Origin of the sequence: Streptococcus infantis (assembly GCF_047463635.1) — a bacterium.
GTDB classification, from domain to species: Bacteria; Bacillota; Bacilli; order Lactobacillales; family Streptococcaceae; genus Streptococcus; species Streptococcus infantis_W.
The window spans coordinates 1-23,077 of the sequence record NZ_JASHDL010000021.1 but is presented as its reverse complement, the minus strand read 5'-3'; the positions used below and the strand labels follow the sequence as shown (position 1 = coordinate 23,077).

General features: G+C 37.4%; 30 protein-coding genes and 2 pseudogenes. 8 read left to right on the top strand and 24 right to left on the bottom strand.

The window, feature by feature from the left end:
- Position 1 precedes the first annotated feature (1 nt).
- From QM867_RS09590 to QM867_RS09545, 10 genes and pseudogenes are all read right to left on the bottom strand, one after another.
- Positions 2–301: a YlxQ-related RNA-binding protein gene (locus QM867_RS09590; protein WP_049530127.1), complete on the bottom strand. Its 300-nt coding sequence runs from the start codon at positions 299–301 to the stop codon at positions 2–4.
- Positions 294–587, bottom strand: coding sequence for an RNase P modulator RnpM (gene rnpM / locus QM867_RS09585; protein WP_233922994.1), 294 nt, complete (start codon positions 585–587; stop codon positions 294–296). Before rnpM ends, QM867_RS09590 begins: the two co-directional genes overlap by 8 nt.
- A 22-nt stretch (positions 588–609) precedes the next feature.
- Positions 610–1,746 carry a transcription termination factor NusA gene (nusA, locus tag QM867_RS09580; RefSeq protein ID WP_000032287.1) on the bottom strand — a complete coding sequence of 379 codons (1,137 nt, stop codon included), beginning with the start codon at positions 1,744–1,746 and terminating at the stop codon, positions 610–612.
- Between the two features lie 42 nt (positions 1,747–1,788).
- Positions 1,789–2,268, bottom strand: a complete 480-nt coding sequence (gene rimP, locus QM867_RS09575; RefSeq protein ID WP_000338687.1) for a ribosome maturation factor RimP — start codon at positions 2,266–2,268, stop codon at positions 1,789–1,791.
- A 126-nt stretch (positions 2,269–2,394) separates the two neighbouring features.
- Positions 2,395–3,030, bottom strand: coding sequence for a tRNA (guanosine(46)-N7)-methyltransferase TrmB (gene trmB, locus QM867_RS09570; RefSeq protein ID WP_414273276.1), 636 nt, complete (start codon positions 3,028–3,030; stop codon positions 2,395–2,397).
- The gene (ccrZ, locus tag QM867_RS09565; RefSeq protein WP_414273277.1) at positions 3,027–3,821 is read right to left on the bottom strand and encodes a cell cycle regulator CcrZ; all 795 of its coding nucleotides are present in this window, start codon (positions 3,819–3,821) and stop codon (positions 3,027–3,029) included. The genes trmB and ccrZ overlap by 4 nt, the downstream gene beginning before the upstream one ends.
- A gap of 161 nt (positions 3,822–3,982) precedes the next feature.
- Positions 3,983–4,581, bottom strand: a pseudogene (locus tag QM867_RS09560) (lysostaphin resistance A-like protein).
- Between the two features lie 52 nt (positions 4,582–4,633).
- Complete coding sequence (locus tag QM867_RS09555) at positions 4,634–5,602, bottom strand: thioredoxin domain-containing protein (protein WP_248034702.1); 969 nt, start codon at positions 5,600–5,602, stop codon at positions 4,634–4,636.
- Positions 5,603–5,761: 159 nt separating this feature from the next.
- The gene (locus tag QM867_RS09550) at positions 5,762–6,166 is read right to left on the bottom strand and encodes an immunity protein (RefSeq protein WP_206284145.1); all 405 of its coding nucleotides are present in this window, start codon (positions 6,164–6,166) and stop codon (positions 5,762–5,764) included.
- Positions 6,167–6,185: 19 nt separating this feature from the next.
- A complete protein-coding gene (locus QM867_RS09545) occupies positions 6,186–6,422 on the bottom strand; it encodes a Blp family class II bacteriocin (protein ID WP_206284146.1) in 237 nt (78 codons plus the stop codon).
- A 328-nt stretch (positions 6,423–6,750) separates the two neighbouring features.
- On the opposite strand from QM867_RS09545, the pseudogene tnpA reads away from it, so the two are divergent.
- A pseudogene (gene tnpA / locus QM867_RS09540) lies at positions 6,751–7,265 on the top strand (IS200/IS605 family transposase).
- Between the two features lie 148 nt (positions 7,266–7,413).
- Here the strand turns inward: tnpA and QM867_RS09535 are convergent.
- The 9 genes from QM867_RS09535 to QM867_RS09495 form a co-directional block, all read right to left on the bottom strand.
- Complete coding sequence (locus tag QM867_RS09535) at positions 7,414–7,818, bottom strand: immunity protein (RefSeq protein ID WP_414273278.1); 405 nt, start codon at positions 7,816–7,818, stop codon at positions 7,414–7,416.
- Positions 7,799–8,167 carry a role in replication gene (locus QM867_RS09530; protein ID WP_414315648.1) on the bottom strand — a complete coding sequence of 123 codons (369 nt, stop codon included), beginning with the start codon at positions 8,165–8,167 and terminating at the stop codon, positions 7,799–7,801. The genes QM867_RS09535 and QM867_RS09530 overlap by 20 nt, the downstream gene beginning before the upstream one ends.
- Positions 8,164–8,403, bottom strand: coding sequence for a ComC/BlpC family peptide pheromone/bacteriocin (locus tag QM867_RS09525; RefSeq protein WP_315640804.1), 240 nt, complete (start codon positions 8,401–8,403; stop codon positions 8,164–8,166). The genes QM867_RS09530 and QM867_RS09525 overlap by 4 nt, the downstream gene beginning before the upstream one ends.
- Before the next feature lie 685 nt (positions 8,404–9,088).
- Positions 9,089–9,385 (bottom strand): bacteriocin immunity protein, encoded by a 297-nt coding sequence (locus tag QM867_RS09520; protein WP_248034706.1) that lies wholly within the window; start codon positions 9,383–9,385, stop codon positions 9,089–9,091.
- Entirely contained in the window at positions 9,385–9,606 is a 222-nt protein-coding gene (locus QM867_RS09515; protein WP_248034707.1) for a leucocin A/sakacin P family class II bacteriocin, read from the bottom strand. The genes QM867_RS09520 and QM867_RS09515 overlap by 1 nt, the downstream gene beginning before the upstream one ends.
- A gap of 209 nt (positions 9,607–9,815) precedes the next feature.
- Complete coding sequence (locus QM867_RS09510) at positions 9,816–10,505, bottom strand: lysostaphin resistance A-like protein (RefSeq protein WP_414315647.1); 690 nt, start codon at positions 10,503–10,505, stop codon at positions 9,816–9,818.
- A 321-nt stretch (positions 10,506–10,826) separates the two neighbouring features.
- Positions 10,827–11,075 carry an immunity protein BlpZ gene (blpZ, locus tag QM867_RS09505; RefSeq protein WP_414315646.1) on the bottom strand — a complete coding sequence of 83 codons (249 nt, stop codon included), beginning with the start codon at positions 11,073–11,075 and terminating at the stop codon, positions 10,827–10,829.
- A gap of 40 nt (positions 11,076–11,115) precedes the next feature.
- On the bottom strand, positions 11,116–11,805 hold the full coding sequence (locus QM867_RS09500) for a lysostaphin resistance A-like protein (protein ID WP_414273281.1): 690 nt from the start codon (positions 11,803–11,805) through the stop codon (positions 11,116–11,118).
- 24 nt (positions 11,806–11,829) lie between these two features.
- Complete coding sequence (locus QM867_RS09495; protein WP_414273282.1) at positions 11,830–12,066, bottom strand: bacteriocin class II family protein; 237 nt, start codon at positions 12,064–12,066, stop codon at positions 11,830–11,832.
- 281 nt (positions 12,067–12,347) lie between these two features.
- Between QM867_RS09495 and blpA the strand changes: the two genes are divergently transcribed.
- Genes blpA through blpC form a run of 3 tightly spaced genes read left to right on the top strand, consistent with a single transcriptional unit; the run spans position 12,348 to position 16,088 of the window.
- Complete coding sequence (gene blpA, locus QM867_RS09490; RefSeq protein WP_414315645.1) at positions 12,348–14,501, top strand: peptide cleavage/export ABC transporter BlpA; 2,154 nt, start codon at positions 12,348–12,350, stop codon at positions 14,499–14,501.
- A 10-nt stretch (positions 14,502–14,511) separates the two neighbouring features.
- Complete coding sequence (locus tag QM867_RS09485) at positions 14,512–15,873, top strand: bacteriocin secretion accessory protein (RefSeq protein ID WP_414273284.1); 1,362 nt, start codon at positions 14,512–14,514, stop codon at positions 15,871–15,873.
- 56 nt (positions 15,874–15,929) lie between these two features.
- Positions 15,930–16,088, top strand: a complete 159-nt coding sequence (gene blpC / locus QM867_RS09480; protein ID WP_248034714.1) for a quorum-sensing system pheromone BlpC — start codon at positions 15,930–15,932, stop codon at positions 16,086–16,088.
- Between the two features lie 279 nt (positions 16,089–16,367).
- On the opposite strand, the gene QM867_RS09475 is transcribed toward blpC, so the two are convergent.
- Genes QM867_RS09475 through QM867_RS09465 form a run of 3 tightly spaced genes read right to left on the bottom strand, consistent with a single transcriptional unit; the run spans position 16,368 to position 18,802 of the window.
- Complete coding sequence (locus tag QM867_RS09475; protein ID WP_414273285.1) at positions 16,368–17,708, bottom strand: sensor histidine kinase; 1,341 nt, start codon at positions 17,706–17,708, stop codon at positions 16,368–16,370.
- Positions 17,709–17,721: 13 nt separating this feature from the next.
- On the bottom strand, positions 17,722–18,459 hold the full coding sequence (locus QM867_RS09470) for a response regulator transcription factor (RefSeq protein WP_414273286.1): 738 nt from the start codon (positions 18,457–18,459) through the stop codon (positions 17,722–17,724).
- A gap of 4 nt (positions 18,460–18,463) precedes the next feature.
- On the bottom strand, positions 18,464–18,802 hold the full coding sequence (locus tag QM867_RS09465) for a LytTR family DNA-binding domain-containing protein (RefSeq protein WP_248034717.1): 339 nt from the start codon (positions 18,800–18,802) through the stop codon (positions 18,464–18,466).
- A 276-nt stretch (positions 18,803–19,078) separates the two neighbouring features.
- Between QM867_RS09465 and QM867_RS09460 the strand changes: the two genes are divergently transcribed.
- The gene (locus QM867_RS09460) at positions 19,079–19,408 is read left to right on the top strand and encodes a hypothetical protein (RefSeq protein WP_049549671.1); all 330 of its coding nucleotides are present in this window, start codon (positions 19,079–19,081) and stop codon (positions 19,406–19,408) included.
- Between the two features lie 176 nt (positions 19,409–19,584).
- On the opposite strand, the gene QM867_RS09455 is transcribed toward QM867_RS09460, so the two are convergent.
- Together QM867_RS09455 and QM867_RS09450 are read right to left on the bottom strand one after the other, a co-directional pair.
- Positions 19,585–20,634, bottom strand: coding sequence for an ABC transporter permease (locus QM867_RS09455; RefSeq protein ID WP_414273287.1), 1,050 nt, complete (start codon positions 20,632–20,634; stop codon positions 19,585–19,587).
- Positions 20,631–21,362 (bottom strand): ABC transporter ATP-binding protein, encoded by a 732-nt coding sequence (locus QM867_RS09450; protein WP_311523530.1) that lies wholly within the window; start codon positions 21,360–21,362, stop codon positions 20,631–20,633. The genes QM867_RS09455 and QM867_RS09450 overlap by 4 nt, the downstream gene beginning before the upstream one ends.
- 67 nt (positions 21,363–21,429) lie before the next feature.
- Here QM867_RS09450 and QM867_RS09445 point away from each other — a divergent pair, with 67 nt between their 5' ends.
- From QM867_RS09445 to QM867_RS09435, 3 genes are all read left to right on the top strand, one after another.
- Positions 21,430–21,840: an HIT family protein gene (locus QM867_RS09445; RefSeq protein WP_414315644.1), complete on the top strand. Its 411-nt coding sequence runs from the start codon at positions 21,430–21,432 to the stop codon at positions 21,838–21,840.
- 9 nt (positions 21,841–21,849) lie between these two features.
- Positions 21,850–22,137 (top strand): hypothetical protein, encoded by a 288-nt coding sequence (locus QM867_RS09440; RefSeq protein ID WP_414315643.1) that lies wholly within the window; start codon positions 21,850–21,852, stop codon positions 22,135–22,137.
- A gap of 86 nt (positions 22,138–22,223) precedes the next feature.
- Positions 22,224–22,877 (top strand): hypothetical protein, encoded by a 654-nt coding sequence (locus QM867_RS09435; RefSeq protein WP_414315642.1) that lies wholly within the window; start codon positions 22,224–22,226, stop codon positions 22,875–22,877.
- Positions 22,878–23,077 lie beyond the last annotated feature (200 nt).

Genomic DNA, 23,077 nt, shown 5'->3' with positions numbered 1-23,077 from the left:
TCTATTCCATAAGAGACCTCATTTTCTTTGTAAATCCAGCATCTGTCACAGCCAAAACTTTTCGTGATTTTCCGACTGCTATGCTTAATTCCAGTGTTGAAAACACGGTAATAACTTCTACTTGATAATAATGACTTTTATCCTGAATCTTCTTGGTCAGGTTGGGGGCGGCATCATGAGCGAGAAATACCAGCTTTACTTTCTGGTCTTGGATAGCCTTGACGACCATTTCTTCACCCGAGATGATTTTCCCTGCTCTCTGAGCAAGTCCCAAGAGATTGGTAATTTTTTGCTTATTCAAGTCCTAACTCTCTTCTTTTCACTTTGTGATCGACATAAGCAATCAACTCGTCATAAAAGCTTTCTTCAACTTCCATACTAAAGCTACGGTTAAAGACTTTTTTCTTTTTGGCCTCAAGGGCTTCTGCATTGTCTAGCTTGATATAAGCGCCACGACCATTAGCCTTGCCTGTCGGGTCGATAAAGACCTGTCCCTCTTTGTTCTTGACAATACGGAGCAAGTCACGCTTATCAATCACTTCATTAGACACAACAGACTTACGCAAAGGGATTTTTCTAATTTTCATCCTTCCCTCCTCTGATCAGTTCTTATTCTTCGACCAATTCGTCTGTTTCTACCTGGTCAGCTTGTTCTGCTGCTTCCATGGCTTCAAACTCACTTGCAGACTTGATATCGATACGGTAGCCTGTCAAATGAGCTGCTAAACGAACGTTTTGTCCACGACGACCGATCGCAAGAGAAAGCTTGTTATCAGGAACAACCACCAAGGCACGTTTGCTGTCGTTTTCATCAAAGATAACTTGGTCAACTTCTGCAGGAGCGATTGCGTTGTAGATAAATTCAGCTGGATCTGCTACCCATTCGATAACGTCGATGTTTTCTTCGATTGGGACCATACGATCGCTCTTGGCATCGTAGCGAGCTGGGTGGAATTTGCTAGTGATTTTCTTGATGTTAGCACCACCACGTCCGACGATTGTCCCGATCGCATCCACGTTTGGATTGTGGCTACGAACAGCAACTTTCGTACGGTCACCTGCTTCACGAGCCACGCTCATGATCTCAACTGTTCCGTCATAGACTTCTGGAATTTCTTGTTCCATCAAGCGTTTGATCATTTCAGGATGGCTACGACTTACAAAGACGTTCACACCACGAGGATTGTCTTCAACCTTGTAGACATAAACTTCGATACGATCGTGGGAAGCAAAGACTTCACCAGGGATTTGGTCTTGTTTTGACAATTGAGCTTCGATGCTGCCAAGGTTGACATAGATAAAGCGATTGTCGAAGCGCTCCACTGTACCTGACATGATTTCTTGCTCATGCTCTTTGTATGTGTTGTAGGTGATAGCACGTGTTTGCTTGCGCATTTTTTCCATGATGGTTTGTTTGGCAGACTGAGCTGCTACACGACCAAACTCACCTGGTGCTTCTTCAAATTTAATCTTGTCCCCAAGCTCGTAAGCTGAGTTAATGGCAAGAGCATCTTTCAAGCTGATTTCCAAACGGCTATCAAATACTTCATCAACAACTTCACGAACAGTATAAACTGTAAAATCACCTGTTTTTTCGTTGAAATCAATGGCCACACTGTCAGACTGCCCATAGCGTCTGCGATAGGCTGAACGAAGTGATTCCACCACTGCATCAATGATGTCTTCTTTTTTGATTCCCTTGTCTTCTTCCAAAATGCGGAAGGCCTCTAGCATTTCTTTACTCATCTTCTATTCACTTTTGAATCTTCAAAAGCTTCCTTTCTTTTACTATAATTTTACTGCTAAACGTGCTTTTGACACCAAACTGTATGGGATTTGGACTGTTTTCTTACGTGTCTTGTCCATATATTCCATAGTCAACTCATCCTCTTCAAAGGCTAGCAAGGTTCCTTCAAAGACCTTTTGCTTATCGATGGCTTGGTAAAGTCCAACATGGATGTATTTCCCAACCGCTCCAGCGACTGCTTCCTTGGTTTTCAAAGGACGTTCCAAGCCTGGACTGGTGATTTCTAGGAAATATTGTTCTGGGAAGGGATCTGGCTTGATAGTATCTAGGACAGGACTGATAATCTCTGTCAAGTCCGCTGTGTCGTTCAAGGTAATTCCCTCTGGTTTATCTACAAAAATACTAAGAATCATGTCACTGCCAATCTTTCCGTACTCGATATCCACGAGTTCAAAGGGAGCTTCAATGACAGGTTCTACGACTTCTCTGACTAATTCTACGATAGTTGCGATTGCGTCCACCTCCTCATAAGCAAGAGGCGAAGATATTTCCCCGCCTCACTTTCTCATATTCTTACTTACAGTATAGCACTTTTGACTACTTATGTAAAGTATAAGCACTCAGAAGGCTTGATTTTAAGCTTTTTCTTAAAATTCTGCCTCCACTCGGTAGATGACTTGACCCTTGCTTGAGAATTTTTGCTCATATTCTGTCATGACATTGCCTTCAAAGTCACTGGTATGCAAGTCCAACCAAACTCCATTGAGCTTCATGCCGTATTGAGAAAAACTCACTAGGCTATATTCAAACAAGCCACGGTTATCCGTTTTGAAATGAATCTCACCGTGTTCAGGCAAGATACGCTTGAAGGTATCCAAGAAACTCTTATAGGTTAAACGACGTTTTTCGTGGCGCTTTTTAGGCCATGGATCTGAAAAATTCAGATACAAGCGATCAATCTCACCATCTTCAAAGTAGTCAGTCAAATCTGAACCATCAACCCACAACAACTTGATATTGGGGACTGCAACTTCCAAGACCTTGTCCAAGGCATAACTCAAAACAGACTTTTGAATATCAATCCCAATATAGTTGATATTAGGGTTTTGCTTGGCCATACCTGACACAAAGGCTCCCTTACCACTACCAACCTCAACATGGATAGGATTGTCATTTCCAAAGAGGTCTCGCCATTTTCCTTTGGCTTCTAAAGGATTTAAGACAACATACTGAGGATTAGCCTCTAGTAATTCTGTTGCCCCTTTACGATTTCTAACTCTCATCTCTTCTTTCCATACTTGTCACGGAAGATACGCAAGGCATAAATCTCCCGATTGACATTTTCTAGATCTTCATTTGTATAATATTTGGCAATCTGGCTCAAGAAGGATAACTGAGCATACCAAAATAGTTTGCTGATGACTGTCTGGTTGTATTTGTAACCGTAATAAGTCAACCACTCTTTCCACTGATAGTCTGGAATATAGTGACATAGCATATGCGCCACATCAAACATGCGATCCGTTAAACGAACGGAATCCCAATCCACTAAATAAACAAGACCGCTCTCTGTCTCAATCCAATTACTATGTCGTACATCTCCATGAACGATCGTTGCATAATCTTCCCTAAAGTTTGGCAAACTTCCTCGCAAATCCTCTACTACCATTCTTAGATATTGATTGTTCTTCAAGGATTCTGGAGCATCTTTTAACCAAACCTGAAGCAAGTCAAAAGGTGTTTCTAAAGAATAGCCCAAACGAGTCAATTGCGTCATCAAAGGACGCGAACGATGCAAGCGGCTCAAAATATTGATAATCTGCTTGCGATTCATATCATAAGGGGTCAAAATTTTACCATTCAACCATTCTTGGGCACACATATCACGCCCATCCGATAAACGGCGAGTCCATAATAATTGAGGAGCGATTTGTTCCTTGGCTAAACCAGGTAGGATTGGAGAGGTGTTCATTTTAATAAAGACGCGCTTCCCATTAGGGTAGCTTCCCATATAAGCTTTCCCGCTTTTCCCAGGTATAGGGGTCAGCGTTAGCTCAATATCACCCAAGTCCATTTCTTTCCTCCGTATAAAGTTTCCTTACTATTCTACTAGTTTTTAGGCTATTCGTCAACCAGTCCCGACCTGATTCTCAAATAAAAGCCTCTGGGGTGGTTTGGATTATCATTATAGAAAGAAAAAGGTAAGCACAATCTCCTACTTACCTTTCATGATTTTTATAAATAAAATAAGAGTGGCCAACTGTTGTAAAACATATGGACTAGAGTAGAAACCCATAGATTTTGGCTCTTTTTATAAGCAAAGCCCAGTAACAAGCCCCCAAGTAGATAAAAAATAAACGAAGGGACATTAGAAGGTCCATGCATGAAAGAAAAGAGAGAGGAAGTTAGCACAAGCCCTAACCAAGAATTTTCAAATATAGTCCCCTGAAAATGAGTTCCTCCTGGATGGGTCCAAAAACTGAGGTAGTCAAAATCAAAGACATAGAAATTCCTCTGCTGACTTCCTCCAAGTGTTGAGCTCCTGCTCCAGAAGAAACAGCGAAGAAATGAATATAAACTAGCGTCTCAAGCACACTTAGAAGAAAGATTGCAATGAAAAGTAAAAGTTGTTTCTTGCTTAACATCCCAAAAGAAATCATTTCAAACTTTCTAGCATAAGAAACACTCAGCGCGGTTACAAGAAGACTTACAATAATCAATGCAGATTCATTTTGAAAAAAATCCCCATGGTTAATCGTATAAGGAACTGTAATTACGATTATTAGTACTAAAAATCCAAAACAAAAGGCATGAAATTTATTAAAAATAGTCATAAGCACAACCTCTCTCCTTTAAAAGTCGATCAAAATAAGGAGGCAAAAATTTTTATTTATGAACTCTTTGTTTCCACTTGATCATACCTGAAGTAATTAAGAGTGCAACAGCTATACGCAATAGATTGTAACTTTCTTCCTCTCCTGTATTAGGCAGTAATTGTTTGCTCAAATGAATGGTTTGGGAGGCAGAATCATTCCCCTTAACTTCGGATAAAGAAGTTTGTAACTTATCAGTATTTTCAGAGATTGTCTTAGATGTATCTCCTCGCTTATTCTTATCTGTCATTACCAAATCTTCAGGCTGAACAGTTATAGTGTTAGAAGGAGGAATATTATTCTTCAATGGTTCTCTACTATCACTATTATTAGTTAAATTTTCCTTTGAATTCTCCACCTCTCCTGTTTTATCATCACGGACACTTTCTGTTACTGTATCCTCAGAAGATGCTACTGTTTCCGTTTGCTTAGGTGAGTTTCTCGAGTACATATAATCATAAACCTGTTGTGCAGTTGCTCCGCCACCAACCCATCCAGATATCGGACGTCCGTTTCTTAAATACAAAATTGTTGGTGTTCCTGGAATACCGACTTTTTTAAATAGAAACTCTCTCGCTTCCCCGTCAAAATCTTTACCATCCAAATCATAATATTCTAACTTCTTTTCAATTAAGTTATTAAATTCTTTCAATTCAGGAGAAAATTGACGACAATGAGAACAAGTTTTTCTACCAAAATATATAGTATGTTCCAATTGATCCTCTGTAAAAGATTGACGAACGGCTTCAATATCTATCTTTTTAAATTCCGCAACATTCTGCTCATACTCTTCGGGAGTTACAACGGAAGGTTTATGCTCAACATTTTCCGTACCCGATTGCAGATCTGGTGCCACAACAGAACTATCATTAGGCTGGATAGAGGAAGAAGTAGTCTGTTCTTCTGCATATGCAACACCTGTAGTAATAGATGCAAATACAAGTGGTACAAGTAATAGTGATTTTATCTTTTGTTTCTTCATAAGAATACTCCTTTACATTTGATATATTTATCTTACCTTATTTAAGATTACAAATTCATCTAAATCTTAAATGGTCATCAAAACATCTTGAATTGCAAAAACTTCATTAAAAAAGGTAAGCATTTTGAAAACACTTACCCTTTTATACTTTATTAACCTCTACTTTTTATAATACTTCAACCCCCAAATGAGCAAAAGCATGATAATCAAGCATAGAACCACACCAATATAGGCGATTATTTGTTGGTAGGCTTCTGCTGCTGTGATACCTCTATACAGACAAATAATAGACATAAAGCCTGTCAAGCCGATGAACATGAGTTGATTGGTTCTAGGACTAACCAAATCATCATCTTCAAACTCTCTTATCCTCATTTCCCTAGTGAGGTAAACAGTAGCCAAAATAGAAGCCAAGTTAATAACTACTAAAAGAAATTGGAAAACTACGGAAAAATTTAAAAACTGACGAGATAGAAATAGATAAGTAGAAACAACCAAAGGTATCTGTCCGAACAACAACCTCACTAAGAAAACATTGCGTTTTGTTGCAAATATTTTTTTCATTACTATCTCCTTTCCCATGCTAACAGGTAAGCGCACCGCCAATTCCACCTAGTACAGCACCAATTGCACCTGTTCCTATAGCGTATGGCCCAAGTAGAAATGTTGAGCCATAAGTTGTAGCGTAGCCTTCCATCGCACCGTATGCAACCCCCGCTGCACAGCTAATTGTTCTTCCCCAATCAATATCTCCACCTTCAACGCAAGCAAGCATATCAGCATCCATAATCTCAAATTGTGACATCATTTTTGTATTCATGACAAATACTCCTTTTTATTTTTAATTTTTGTCTTGTTGCAACTTTGACAAGTTTAGTATAACATTGTTTTTTTTAATTTTTCACCCGAATCTTGAATTGTCATCGAAACATCTTGAATTGCAAAAACTTCATTATAAAAGGGTAAGTATTTCGAAAACACTTACCCCTTTATACTTCATTATGTGACTTTCAGTCTGTCTCGCACCTCACGGAGCGAGACAAAAAAACACCCGCTATGTAGGTGCGCGTCGAAGGTTATACCCCAAAAACTCCAAATGCGATACAATAAAGGTGTTCAAGCCAATTGTAAAGCGAAAGGAGAAAACCATGGTACAAAAGTCTCATAGTTTATCACACACAAAGTGGCACTGTAAGTATCACATTGTGTTCACCCCTAAGTATAGACGAAAAGTGATCTATAATCAATATCGAAGTAGTTTGGGAGAAATATTCCATAGATTATGTAATTATAAAGGTGTTGAGATTATCGAGGGTCACTTAATGCCAGACCATGTACATATGTTAGTCAGTAATCCACCGAGTATAAGTGTTTCAAGTTTCATGGGGTATTAAAAGATAAAAGTGCACTCATGATGTATGACAAATACGCTAATCTCAAGTACAAGTTTGGGAATCGTCATTTTTGGGCGGAAGGTTATTATGTGAGTACGGTTGGACTCAATGAAGCCACAATTAAGAAATATATTCAAGATTAAAGAAATTATCCAGTGAATGATTTCTTCACGAGTATGAAAATTTGAGAACGAGTAAAGCATGATATAGCACTAGATAAATTGAGTGTAAAAGAATATGAGGATCCCTTTAGGGATAGTGGTAAGTAATACCTAAGCCTCTTTAAGAGGCAAGTGACGAGTCAGGAGCAATAGGGCTTGAACAACGTGAAAGCCAGCGTCTTTAGGCGCTGGCTGGTAATTTGGGCTTATAGCCCTGGTACAAACCACCCGTTTAACGGGTGGTTATGATTAAGCTCTACTTTTTATAATACTTCAAGCCCCACATGAGCAGAAGCATGATAATCAAGCAGAGAATAGCACCAATGTAGGCAATTAGTTGTTGATAGAATTCTCCTGCTGTGATCCCTCTATACAAACAAATAATAGACATAAAACCTGTCAAGCCGATAAACATAAGTTGATTGGTTCTAGGACTAACCAAATCATCATCTTCAAACTCTCTTATCCTCATTTCCCTAGTGAGGTAAACAGTGACCAAAATAGAAGCCAAGTTGATAACCACTAAGAGAAATTGGAGGACTAAGGAAAAATTTAAAAACTGACGAGATAGAAATAGATAAGTAGAGACAAGTAAAGGCAACTGACCTAGGAACAATCTCGCAAGGAAGATGGTCCGTTTTTTAAAAAATATTTTTTTCATTGCTTTCTCCATTACAATTAAATGACATCTGATCATTTTCTAAAATTTGATAACTTTTGTGAAATGTTTTAGCAGAAACAACTCTATGATTGGTGATATCTATATAATCACCTGGATAACCAAGAACATACATTCCATAACCAGCGAATCCTCCTCCAACTGTTCCAACTAGACCAAACTTGATATTCGTTGCGAGAGAAGTGTTGAGACCTGCCATTAGAATGCGCACATGATTATCCAACCAAACCATATAATTTTTTTGAAAAGCTTCCTCTACCCAACTTGGTTTAGGAGTTGCTTGACCAATTTCCCAAACATCAACAATCTGATTCCCATGTTTTGCCTTCATAGCTTCAATCCTTTTTTTAAAATACCATTACATGAGTTTGGAGTTCCCCCTATACCATAAGGACTACATGGTTTCGAAGGATGTCTAATAGGCCACTTACCATTTAATTGATCCAAAGTTGGAGACGGTGCTAGTCCACCCAATAAACCAGAAAGCATATCTCCGAAACCTCCTTCAACTTTCGCAAGCATTTCAGTATCCATGACCTCTAATTGTAACATCATTTTTGTATTCATGATGAATACTTCTTTTTTTATTTTCAATTTTTTACCAAAGTCTTAAATTCAATAAACAAATAGAATTATTTTTAATAATATATTTTTGATTTTCTTAACAAAGTATAGACGTCTACTATCTTCTTAAAAGTAGCAGTACTTATTTTTAAGTCTAAGATTTCAATAATCCTGAGTATCTAAAATATCTTAATTTTCACTGCTCTCCTTGCAATAAAAAGTTTTACTATATTATTTATTATCTTGCAGAAAAAATATTAGTAAATTAATCGTTTGTAGTTAAGTTTTTTTATTTCCTACAAATCCATCAACTAAGCAAAACATCAACAATTATATAAACTATTGATAATATAATCAAAATTTTGCTAACTATCTTATTCTCATCATTCTTAGATAGCTTTGATATTTTGTAAGTAAGCAAATAAGACAGTAAATTAATAGCGATAATAATACTATATTTAAGAATCATAATCTTACAAATTCGAGTTATTCAGTATCCATAATCTCAAATTGTTCCATCATTTTTGTATTCATGATAAATACTCCTTGTTTATTTTTAATTTTTTTCCTGTTGCAACCATGATAAATTTAGTACAACACTGTTTTAATTTTCTCACTCAAATTCAGAGTTACAATAAAAATATTAGAAATACATAAACTATAATTAACATATCACCTATACTATATCCTAGTATCCATATCTAATATTAGATAATTCTCTTAATTTTTTTATCTGATTAGACTGAATTTCAGATAAATGTAGCGCATTTTCAATTAATACATTTGAAATTTCAATGTTCATTCGACTAAGGGTATAAGGAATCGATATACTTCCTTTCTTTAATTCACATTCGTAAGAAATCAATATATCTTTCAAAGGGAGGAGTTGAGAATCACATTTTATATTTTGAATAAGTTCTTCTAATATGATGATAGCTTCACGGCGTCTTTCAATCCCACCAGAAAACCACTTTAACCCTCTCATTATAGAGGTCCACCCGAATTCCAACCTGCATTCCCACCTGAAAATCCATTAACAATAGAATTAGTAAGAATTTTATTTATAGCTTCAGGCCAGTTTACCCAGCAACCTTTAGAGTTATCACAATATAAACCATTACCGTAATATATTGTTTTTCCTCCTACTTTACTCGCAAGCATCTCAGTATCCATAATCTCAAATTGTTCCATCGTTTTTGTATTCATGGTAAATACTCCTTGTTTATTTTTAATTTTTGTCCTGTTGCAACTTTGACAAGTTTAGTATATCACTGTTTATTAAATTTTTTCATCCAAATCTTGAATTGTCATCGAAACGTCTTGAATTACTCAAAGAGCACCATCTTCCCAATCAACTAATAAGAAGTGAATAATATTAAATTCCATTATTCACTTCTTAAAATCGATAATTATTTTTACCCAAATACCCTGTGTAAAAAAGTCAGCAAAAATGGTAATGTCGCTACAATATTATTAATCACATGCACAGCATAGGATGGATAAATGCTCTTTGTATAGCGGGTAAAACCAGCAAAGATGATGCCAAATGTTGCAAAGACGAAGATATCTAACAGACTAGGCAGGCTTGAAAAATGATGGAGAGCAAATAAAATGGACGAAAAAAGCAAATCAAGACCAAATCTCGAATGCTTAAAGAAGGCGTGTTGAAGTAAACCCCTATAAATCAACTCTTCCATCAGTGGAGTCAGAAAAAACAAGGTTACATAGATACCTAGCTCAGCAAAGTTGGTCCCACTATAACCGATCAATACGACCCAACCTTCCGCAATTGACTGAACATGTTTAGCTGTCTGAACGTTAAAAGAGATCTGGAGTACTACCACTAATACTGTCAAAATCGAATACCAAAGCCATTTTTTTCTTGGAATGAGAAAGAGATAACCATGGCCTGTCTTAACCAGAATCCAAATCATGACTCCGCTAAATAGCAAACTCAAGATATTTTGAATCCAGACGAAATTGCCAATCTGGTAAGAAAATCGCCAATAGTTTTGGACAATAAGCGTCAGCTGAGAAAGAGCAAATACGAAAAATAGGTAAGAAAAGACTGCACTCATTTTGAATAGAAGTTGATACTTTTTCATTTTAACTCTCCTTGGTAAACTCGAGACATCTCTAATATAAGCTATATTTTCCTAAATCCTTACTCCAAATCCTAAATGGTGCTTAAGATTTCCTAAATGGTTAAATAAGACAAGAAAAAGCATAGATATCTATGCCCTTATTTCAAAAAATCACTGCCTTCCCCAGATAAGCCTGAGGAAAACAGTGATTCAGTTTTTAGGAATTAGGAATGAATGTAAAGAGACGCATTTGACATTTTTATAATAAAAATCAAAAAACAAGGTATAATCTTTATTGAAAACAGCCATAAAGGTAATCACTTAAACACTAAGTAAGCCTTCCTACAAGCCATCCTTTACCTCCAATCTCTCTAAAACAAACCATTTTAATAACCAAAATCCGACAACATAGCCAGCACCAAAGAATATAGCTATAAAAGCTATCATGGGATTCAAGAAATAGAAGATCACAACGGACACAAAGGTTAGCACAAAAACATTGAAGGCAATGGTGTCAGAAGCCAAGACTAGAATATAGGGTGTCAACCAGTCTAAGGTTTTTGAATCTAGGAAAAATAAGTGTTTATACATGATGACCTCCTCTATAGCTGAAAAATAAGCCTTTGTTTTTTTACCCCAAGACCCTATGCAAAAAAGTCATGATAAATGGTAAGTTTGCGATGATATTATTGATAATATGAATCGTGTAAGAAGGATAGATAGTCTTGGTATACCGTGTCAAACCAGCAAATATACATCCAACTGCTGTATAAACCAGAAGGTCTAGCAGACTAGGAAAACTTGAAAAATGAGGTAAGGCGAACAAAATCGACGGAAATAGAATATCCAGTCCCCATCTTGAATTTTTAAAGAAGGCATGTTGAAGCAGTCCCCTACAGACCAATTCTTCCATCAGAGGTCCTAGTACGATTAAGGTTAGGTAAACACCGAACTCCGCAAAATTGGTCTCACTAAAGGCAATAAATAAATTCCAACCTTCGTTTGTCCCCTGAACGTGTTTAGCTGTCAGATAGTTAAAGCTTATAAGAACGACAGCTGCTAACATCGTCAAAACAGAATAACTCAACCACTTTTTCCTAGGGATACGAAAGAGATAAGCATGACCCGACCTGACCAAAATCCAAATCATCAAACCGATAAAGAGAAGGCTGATGATGTTTCGAATCCAGATAAGATTTCCTACCCAAGAGGAGAACTCCCAATAATTTCTCCAAAATTGTGTTGTCCAAGACAACCCGAAAAACAAAAATAAATAGGAAAGGACTGCACTCGTTTTGAAAAGAATAGGGGGTTTTTTCACAGGAATTCTCCTTTAATAGCTTTTCTATCCCATTTTACATAAATGAAATCCTGCCCCTATGTACCCAATATCATGATAACCACGTGGGCAATAACCACTAACAGGGAATGGACCCATATTTTTCAATGGAAACGGATAAGGATTAGGTAAAGTGTTACTAGGGTCATAATGTCCAATATAATCATTTATTTCTCCACCTTCAACACAAGTAAGCATATCAGTATCCATAATCTCAAATTGTTCCATCATTTTTGTATCCATGATGAATACCTCCATTTTATTTTTAATCTTTGTTCTGTTGCAACTTTGACAAGTTTAGTATATCATTGTTTTTTAAAATTTTTCATCCAAATCTTGAATTGTCATCGAAACATCTTGAATTAGCTTTTTTATTTCAATCCACCTCTAAATTTTTAAAGAAAGATAGTTTCTAATCACTTTTTCACCATTCAGGAAGTTTCAATGACTATTCAAGATTTTATAAAATATGAACTTATTTTTATGGCATAATATACCTATCTATTATATGAAAGGAATTGCCAATGACTTCTTATAAACGTACATTTGTTCCTCAAATAGATGCTAGAGACTGCGGTGTTGCTGCCTTAGCCTCGATTGCTAAATTCTATGGTTCAGATTTTTCTCTAGCTCACTTGAGAGAACTTGCAAAGACCAATAAAGAAGGAACGACTGCTCTTGGCATTGTAAAAGCCGCTGATGAAATGGGCTTTGAAACAAGACCTGTTCAAGCAGATAAAACGCTCTTTGACATGAGTGATGTCCCCTATCCATTTATCGTTCACGTTAACAAAGAAGGAAAACTCCAACATTACTATGTTGTCTATCAAACAAAGAAAGACTATCTGATTATTGGTGATCCTGACCCTTCTGTAAAAATCACCAAAATGTCAAAAGAACGCTTTTTCTCTGAATGGACTGGAGTAGCTATTTTTCTAGCTCCCAAACCTAGCTATCAACCCCATAAAGATAAAAAGAATGGTCTACTAAGCTTCCTTCCTCTGATTTTCAAACAAAAATCTCTCATTGCTTACATTGTTCTCTCAAGCTTATTGGTCACTATTATCAATATAGGTGGTTCTTATTATCTCCAAGGAATCTTGGATGAATACATCCCAAATCAGATGAGATCAACTTTAGGAATTATCTCAGTTGGTCTGGTTATCACCTATATCCTCCAGCAAGTCATGAGTTTCTCCCGTGATTATCTCCTAACTGTTCTGAGTCAGAGATTAAGCATTGATGTGATTTTATCCTATATTCGCCATATTTTCGAACTTCCTATGTCTTTTTTTGCGACACGTCGTACAGGAGAAATCATTTCACGGTTCACAGATGCTAACTCTATTATAGATGCCTTGGCTTCTACCATTCTCTCTCTTTTTCTTGATGTTTCCATTCTGATTATTGTAGGGGGTGTTTTACTGGCACAAAACCCTAATCTCTTCCTTCTTTCTCTTCTTTCCATTCCTATATACATGTTCATCATCTTTTCTTTTATGAAACCTTTTGAAAAAATGAACCACGATGTCATGCAAAGTAATTCTATGGTTAGTTCTGCCATTATCGAAGATATCAATGGGATTGAAACCATCAAGTCACTCACAAGTGAAGAAAATCGCTATCAAAATATAGACAGTGAATTTGTAGATTATTTAGAAAAATCCTTTAAACTCAGTAAATATTCTATTTTACAAACTAATTTAAAACAAGGAACAAAATTAGTTCTGAATATCCTTATCCTATGGTTTGGCGCTCAATTAGTCATGTCGAGTAAAATTTCTATCGGTCAGCTGATTACCTTTAACACACTTCTTTCTTACTTTACAACTCCTATGGAAAATATTATCAACCTCCAAACCAAACTCCAATCTGCGAAGGTCGCTAATAACCGTTTGAACGAAGTCTATCTAGTCGAATCTGAATTTCAAGTTCAAGAAAACCCTGTCCATTCACATTTTTTGATGGGCGATATTGAATTTGATGACCTTTCTTATAAGTATGGTTTTGGACGAGATACCTTAACAGATATTAATCTCACGATTAAACAAGGAGATAAGGTCAGCCTGGTTGGAGTTAGTGGTTCTGGTAAAACAACTCTAGCCAAAATGATTGTCAATTTCTTTGAACCCTACAAAGGACATATTTCCATCAATCATCAGGATATTAAAAACATTGATAAAAAAGTCTTGCGCCGTCATATTAATTACCTACCTCAACAAGCCTATATCTTTAATGGCTCTATCTTGGAAAACTTAACTTTGGGCGGTAATAATATGATTAGCCAAGAAGATATTCTAAGAGCTTGTGAATTAGCTGAAATCCGTCAAGACATTGAAAGAATGCCTATGGGCTATCAAACTCAGCTCTCTGATGGAGCTGGTCTATCAGGAGGACAAAAGCAACGAATCGCTCTCGCTCGTGCTCTTTTAACTAAATCTCCCGTTTTAATACTAGATGAAGCTACTAGCGGTCTTGATGTCTTGACTGAGAAAAAAGTTATAGATAATCTTATGTCCCTAACTGATAAAACCATTCTCTTTGTAGCCCATCGTCTCAGTATAGCCGAGCGAACTAATAGTGTCATTGTTCTTGACCAGGGTAAAATCATTGAAGTTGGTAGTCATCAAGAGTTAATGAAGGCGCAGGGCTTCTACCATCATCTATTCAACAAATAAGGAGAATGTTATGAATCCTAATCTTTTTAGAAGCGTCGAGTTTTATCAGAGACGTTACCATAATTATGCGACAGTATTAATCATACCTCTTTCATTACTGTTTACTTTCATCGTGATTTTCTCCCTTGTTGCCACAAAAGAAATTACTGTTACTTCCCAAGGGGAAATCACCCCTACAAGCGTCATTGCATCCATTCAGTCGACCAGTGATAATCCTATCCTAGCTAATCATTTAGTGGCAAATCAAGTAGTTGAGAAAGGTGATTTACTCATCAAATACTCTGAAACAATGGAAGAGAGCCAGAAAACTGCCTTAGAAACTCAATTACAAAGACTTGAGAAGCAAAAAGAAGGACTTGGAATTTTGAAACAAAGCTTAGAAAAAAATACCGATCTTTTTTCTGGTGAGGATGAGTTTGGCTACCATAATACCTTTATGAATTTTACTAAACAAGCTCATGATATTGAACTAGGTATCTCAAAGACTAACACTGAAGTTTCAAATCAAGCTAATCTTGCCAATAGCAGTTCATCAGCTATTGAACAAGAAATCACAAAAGTTCAACAACAAATTGGCGAATACCAGGAGCTGAGAGATGCTATCGTAAATAAAAGGGCTCGCTTACCAACTGGCAATCCACATCAGTCAATTTTGAATCGTTATCTTGTAGCCTCTCAAGGACAAACACAAGGAACGGCAGATGAGCCATTTTTATCTCAAATTAATCAAAGTATTGCAGGTCTTGAATCATCTATCGCAAGCCTCAAAATTCAGCAAGCTGGGATTGGAAGTGTAGCAACTTATGACAATAGTTTAGAAACCAAAATTGATGTACTCCGCACTCAGTTTTTACAAACAGCTTCTCAGCAACAACTAACCGTGGAAAATCAATTAACAGAATTAAAAGTACAACTAGATCAAGCGACACAGCGCTTGGAAAATAATACCTTAACCGCTCCAAGTAAAGGTATCGTTCATCTGAACAGCGAATTTGAAGGTAAAAATAGAATTCCAACTGGTACAGAAATTGCTCAAATATTCCCTGTCATCACAGATACAAGAGAAGTACTAATCACTTACTACGTATCTTCTAACTATCTACCTCTACTAGATAAAGGACAAACTGTAAGATTAAAACTGGAGAAGATTGGAAATCACGGCATTACCATCATCGGCCAACTTCAGAGCATTGATCAAACTCCTACCAGAACAGAGCAAGGCAATCTCTTTAAATTAACCGCTCTTGCAAAACTATCTAATGAGGACAGTAAACTCATCCAATACGGCCTACAAGGTCGAGTCACTAGTGTAACTGCAAAGAAAACATATTTTGATTATTTCAAAGATAAAATTCTAACACATTCTGATTAATTTTCAGATAACACTCTATAACTATTTATTATCTTATAAAACAGGAGAATCATAACATGGATAAGAATCAAAACCTAACTTCATTCCAAGAACTAACAACTACTGAACTCAACCAAATTACAGGTGGAGGATGGTGGTTCGATTCAATATTAAGTATATTAACATCTGATTCATCAAACCAAGCCAATAGGTATGGAAATCATCAACAAATGTAATCATACAAGGTGGTATTGGATAAAAAACTTGGCTCTATAATATTTGTAGTGGGTAAATCTCCTATAGATATTATGAAGCCTATTTTGTTGTAAAAAAATAAGACAGTAACCTCAGGATAGCTACTGTCTAGTCTCGTTTCTTCATAATTCCCTTATTGACTTAACAAATGGTAGAAAAAACTTAAAAATTATAAAAATTCATAATTAATCTTTCAAAACACTTATATTATAGAATTTTGTTATATTTATTCTATTATTTAGTCATTCTATTATTTGTTATCATTCAATTGATAACATTGTCAAAACCTGACGAAAGACTTGATTTTTGCAGGTGGTATTTAGACTAGTATTAGGATGGCTTTCCACAATTTTCATGACGGTATAGAGACCAACTCCTCTCTCCTCCCCTTTAGAACTTGCTCCAAAGGAGAAAATCTCAGAAATATCGATACCCTCTTCTTTGATGGAGTTTTCAATGATAAAGGTCTCCTGTGCTCCATTTTTAAAAAAGGCAATTGAAACTTGAGGATGACTAGCCTCTGCACTGGCTTCAATGGCATTGTCACAAAGGATAGATACGATGGTTAAAAAATCAAGCAGGCTCATCCCCTCAACTTGAATCTCCTCAGGAACTTCGACATTAAAGACAATATCCCTTTCTCTTGCTTTTATAAATTTTCCAGCTAGAAGACTTTTGAGGGCACGGTCACGAATATTCACCAATCTGCCCAGTTCATATTTATTGTCCCGCAATTTCTGAACGGAGTCCTTTAAGACCGAGTCGTAGACCTCTTTTACCTGTCCCATATCCTCCTCTTCAATGCCCAGACGTAAGCTAGTCAAGAGATTGGTATAATCATGACGAAAGCTCCGTACTTCCTTGTAAAGCTCCTCTATATGCAGACTATACCGCTCCATATCTTTGTAGCGCAAGTCCTGCTCTTGGTTCAGTTTTCCCTGAAGTTTTTCCTTCAAGTAGGTGTCCAATCTCTTGACAACCCCCATAAAAAAGAGCAAGTAAAACACCAGAATCAGATGGCGAATAGTCGTTGATTGAACACCTTGTACATATTCAAAATAAGACAGACTTTGCATCACCAAATAGTAAGCTCCCATTATCCAGTTAATCTTAGTCAGGGACTTTTGAAAATCTTTATCTAGAATCTCCCTTCTCAAGCTAGTGAAATCATAGTCTAACCATTTCAAAAAAGCTAGAGAAATAAAGCAAATAAAAATTTTTATAAATAACCAAATAAAAGAGTGGTCATCATACACCTGCCCTTGCTCCAAAAATGGAAGCACAAAATAGGAGACTCCTCTATAAAAGAGATTCACCAATATCATTGGAAAGAGACCATAAAAGAGAAGGAGTTTTTTAGGAAGCCCTCTTAAAAACAAGAAAGATAAACCGATGCCGTACAAGGGTTCCACAAAATAAGATAGGTAATTATTTCCTACTATATAGCTAATCATTACAAAAACAACTGCCAAAAGTATCTTAAAAAGAAAGGCCTTAAAAACTCTCTCCAGAGTTAGAACAATTCCATCCACCTTAAAAAATATAAACAATTCCAATCCAGGTATCAAAAACGCATATACTATCTTCCAAACTAATTCCATTCCATCACCTCACTCAGTGTAAGTTATTGATAACCTCAGACACTTCCCTGACCTTATAACGCGCGATCAGACAGCTTCCACCATTGGGAAAGAAAAGGAGTTTTTCTTTCTTATCCAAACGAACTACATTGGTTGGATTGATGAGGAAGGAGCGATAGCACTGCAAGAGACGTGGCTCCTGCTTGAGAACCTCCTCTAAACTCGCCGTAAATTCCAACCTGTCTGTCTTGGTATAGAGGATAACACGATGGGGTCTTGGGGATGTTTCGAGATAGTAAACCTCTTTAAAAGGATACTGGAATTGAGCAAATTTTGATTTAAAGTAAAAGCAATCGTCCGCCAGACTTTTACTATCTTGACTATTGGCATAGAGGAGGGCTGTCTCGATACGAGATTCAAACTCCTCTGCCGACAAGGCCTTATCAATGTAGTCCAAAGCTGAAACTTGGTAGCGAAAAGACAGGGGCATAAACTCTGAGTGAGTCGTCACAAAGACAATCAGGGCATAAGGATCCCGATCCCGAATCTTTCTAGCCACTTCCAGACCCTTCATCTCTTCGTTTCGAATCTCAATGTCCAAAAAGAAAAGCTGATGCGCCCCCTTCTCATGCACCTCTGCCAGCAGTTGGTTTGGCTTGCCAAAAACTTCAAAAGAACTGGGAATGATACTCTGTTTTTTCAAAAGTTTTTCAATCGTCGTTTCAATTCTTGCTTGTTGGGAAAAATCATCTTCTAAAACAAAAATTCTCATCTTCTTACTCTCCTTCTTTCAACCATTTTTGGCGAATTTCTCTATAACGACGTCTGGAATACTGAACAGCATATCGACCTTCTTCTCCAAGAAAAAGAGTCTTTGATTGGAGTTCCATGGATTTTACTCGTTCAAGGTTGACCAGACAATTCCGATGACATCTCGTTAAGGTTTCCCCATATTGTTTCTCAAGCTTGCTTAAATTTTGAAACAGATCAAAGCTAGCTTCTTTAGTAAAAATCTGCACGGTATGGGCTTTACTTGGATGCGTTTGGATATAGTAGATATCCTTTATGTTTAATTTAAAAATTTCTTTCTCTTTTTGGATGATGATATAGTTCATGGATAAAACCTCCTGTAGAGAGGATATCATAAGTCTAGCAACTAATTTTCACCAAATCCTAAACGGTCCTCAAAAATTCCTAAAGTGTTGAATTTTTTACTAAATAACCATGATAACCTTACAACTATTTTATCATAAAATCCCGCTATTACCATTCAGGAAATTTCAATGACAATTAAAGATTTGTAGATAAAAAAAGAGTAAAAAGTGATAGGCTATGATTAGAAAGACAAAGGCTTAAAACAACTTTAAAACCATCACAAAGGAGGAATTCTCATGACAGAAACAGACCCAATCAAAAGAGCTCAGACACTGATAACTGAGTTAAACAAAGCCTACCAAGTCTGCAAACAGGCAACAACTGACGATGTCCGTTTCCAGGAGCAACTGGACAATATCCTCTGCTTTCTCTCTAAAGCTGAGACAGTGGATAATCGATTCTTGATTGAGCTGGAAAAATTTTACCAAACTTCCAGTCTTCTCATGGGCCTCAGTGCTCTCAATCCAGATGCCCCTACCCGTGCCGCTTGGAGAGCCTATGACCGCTTCCACTTTGACCAAGTCAAAACCAAGTTGAGTCTCTACGGGCCAACCCTTATCTTGTAGTAACTAAAAAGAAGCTGAGACAGATTGAACTCAACTTCTTTTTTAGTATCATATAAGCAATGTTATACTCAATGAAAATCAAAGAGCAAACTAGGAAGCTAGCCGCAGGTTGATCAAAGCACCGCTTTGAGGTTGCAGATAAAGCTGACGTGGTTTGAAGAGATTTTCGAAGAGTATTAGTCCTGCATCTGACGTTTCACCTGATATGGGAGATACAAGATTTGCAAGACCAGTCCAGCTCCAAGGAGGGCTAGAAGGGCTAATTTTTCTTGGAGGGTAATCAAACCAACTACCAGTTGAACCAATAAAACAAAACCAGTCAATCCTCGGACAACCGCCTGTAACCCTTTTTCCTTTTGCCCCTTGTCTAGCGGGAAAAGTTGGGTCAAATATTGGTAGTCAAAAGCATGATAGAGGGCCAATAACTGAAAGAGCAAGAGATAGTTAAATAAAACTACTACTGCTGTCGCTATCCAAGCTTGCTCGATAAAGATCAACGCCAGCAAGGATAGGAAGAGGAGACGAAGACTGAGGGCAAAGAGGTCTCCATTTCGCAGATAAGAACGAAGATAGAGGTTTTGCCAAATCTTGCTCGGCACCTTTTGAACAACTTTAAGGATAAAGTCTAGATAAGCTCGTCGCTTTACGCTGTTTGAAATTCCCTTGACTTGGGTAAAGAGGGCAAAGAAGCGAAGCAAGAACTGCTTGCGTTTACTTTCTTGGGCAATCACATAGTCCCAGTCCAGATGATTTGCACTAAAAAACTTGCCAGCCTTTTTCTGAAACAGGAAATATTTCCCGACTCCCAAAAGAAGAACATAAACACCAAAAACTCCTAAGCCTAAGCCCATGGCTAAAAATAGAGGGACAAAAAGAAGCAAAAAGAGAGTCTGTACACTAACCCAAAAGATGAAGGAAACTAGACTTTGCTTCTGGATGTGTTCTCTCACTTCTTCTTCAGCTACTAAGAGAAAGAGCTTATCAGGCGCTTCAACATAAGTCGCTATCCCTCCCCAAAGTAAGAGTAAAACAGAGACAATCCCAATTAAACCTAGGATTGGTAAGTGATTTTCAGGAAAATGCTGGAGCAGCTGACTATACTGATAGGCTAGAAAACCTACTAAGACCAGTAAAAACAAGACAAAGTGGTCATTGAGCACATAGCGAAGATAACCGACACACTCTTTACGAAAAGCCTGCTTTCGCTTTAGAAACAAGTCTTTCATCGGTCCTCCTCTTTGGTCAAAGCCAAATAGATATCATTGAGACTTGCTTCTGGCATGGCAAAAGCTTGTCTCAGCTCTTCAAGATCCCCTTTAGCTCTGACTTGACCTTTGTGGAGAATGACAAAAGAATCACACATTTTTTCAGCAGAGTCAAGAACGTGGGTACTCATGAGGATGGACTTGCCTTTTTTCTTTTCAAGATCCAAAAGCTGAATCAAGTCTGAAATTGCCAGGGGATCAAGACCAAGGAAAGGTTCATCGACGATAAAGAGACTAGGATCCACGACAAAGGCGCAGATAATCATAACCTTTTGTTTCATCCCTTTGGAAAAATGAACCGGGAACCAATCCAATTTCTGGTCTAAACGGAACATTTTTAAAAGCGGCTCTACACGTTCAAAAGCAATATTTTGCTCGATACCATAGGCCATGGCTACTGTCTCGATATGTTCTCTGAGAGTTAATTCTTCGTACAAACTAGGAGTTTCAGGAATGTAACCAATCTGCTGACGATATTCACGAGGATTTGCACCTAAGGCTAGTCCGTCGATGTTTATTTCTCCACTATAAGGTGTCAAAAGTCCAATAATTTCATTGATAGTCGTTGATTTTCCTGCACCATTGAGACCAATCAAACCGACCAGCTGTCCACTCTCGACTGTAAAGGACACATCTTTCAAGACAGGGACATGAACATAGCCCCCTGTCAGATTTTTAATTTCTAACATATTTTCTCCAAATCTGGTATAATGTAGCTATATTATATCAAAATTCAATACAGTAGAGGTAGATTTTATGTCAGATTGCATTTTTTGTAAGATTATCGCAGGAGAGATTCCCGCATCAAAGGTTTACGAAGATGATCAAGTTCTTGCCTTCCTTGATATCTCACAAGTAACACCTGGGCACACCTTGGTCGTACCAAAAGAACACTACCGCAATCTTTTAGAAATGGATGCTGCAAGTGCTAGCCAACTGTTCGCCCAAGTACCAAAGGTTGCTCAAAAAGTCATGGCAGCTACCAAAGCTGAAGGTATGAATATCATCGCCAACTGCGAAGAAGTTGCTGGACAAACCGTTTTCCATACCCATGTCCACCTTGTCCCTCGCTATAGTGCAGATGACGACCTAAAAATTGACTTTATCGCCCATGAACCAGACTTCGGCAAACTTGCCCAAGTCGCTGAAACGATCAAAAATGCTTAAGGAGTCACTATGAAACTATCAAATTTACTACTTTTTACAGGTTCTGCAGTCGGTTCATACCTCCTCGTTAAGAACCGCCAAGCTATTACTGAAGAGGTTCTAGATACAACTGATCGTGTTGAAGCCATTAAGGATGACTTGGATATCATCCAAGATAGCCTGCAAATTATCGACCAACAAAAAGAACTCATCAAGGAATATCAAAAAGATCTGACCTATAAGTTTAAAGTCTTGGAAAAAGACGTCCAAACGAGACTCGCTGTACTAAAAGAAATGCAGAAAACTGAAGAAAACTAAGGAAAAGAAAATCTCCAACTTTCCTTATTTCCCCTTTAAATCGATTTTGGGTTAGCAGATTCTAACAGACCAGGGAGGGCTTAAAAATGAAACAGTTTTTTAAAGTTTTGACGCGGATTATCCTGATCATTTGTGGCGGCCTCTGCCTTCTTGCAGCCCTGGCATTTCTAATACTGGCCAATCTGTTCAAGGCCGAACCGAGTGATATCCAAGAGGGGAATGAAAGCTTAAAACAAATCTTTATTTCTCTTGACATGCCTCCTGAGAAAGTAGAATCAAATGGAAAGTATCAATTCGAAGGCGGGGGGTTGGATTTTTATGTGACATTCTCTGATGAAGTCGTCAATAGTCACACCGTCCTCAAAGAAAGCCCAAACCTAACTAAAAACCGACTCAAAGTCTATGTTCTACACACAGGAGGTATTTCCTACCATTCAGTAGAAGACAACTTATTCAATCATGGTTTATTTCAATTTTTAGAGGAGGAAGGCGAGAAGTATTTCCGAGAAAATGGAAAGAAATCACATTCTTCTTACACAATTCTAACTTTGAATGATCCGGAAAGCATGAAAAAGGGGATCGCATTCTATGAAAAAGCTTTGACCTTGGTGAATATTCAGGATAATTCGGCGATTAAGCGCATTGATACCGTCACCGTTAAGCCTGGCAAGGAAGCAGAACTTAAGCAACTCATCCAGGACATGGATGAGGCTGGCTTACTCACTCAAAGATCTGAATAGCAGACCAACCAGAGATTATTTCTCCCATGCTAAACTTCCAAATATTACACGAAAAAAGAGCCCTCGGGCTCTTCAGAACGAAGACAAACGTCATTTTTGGCGTTTGTCTTTTTCTCTTTTCAAAAATAGTTTGTCTCATCATCTACTAATCTATACCAAAATCTGAATTTGAGAAAAATAAAAAGGGATATTTCCTATCC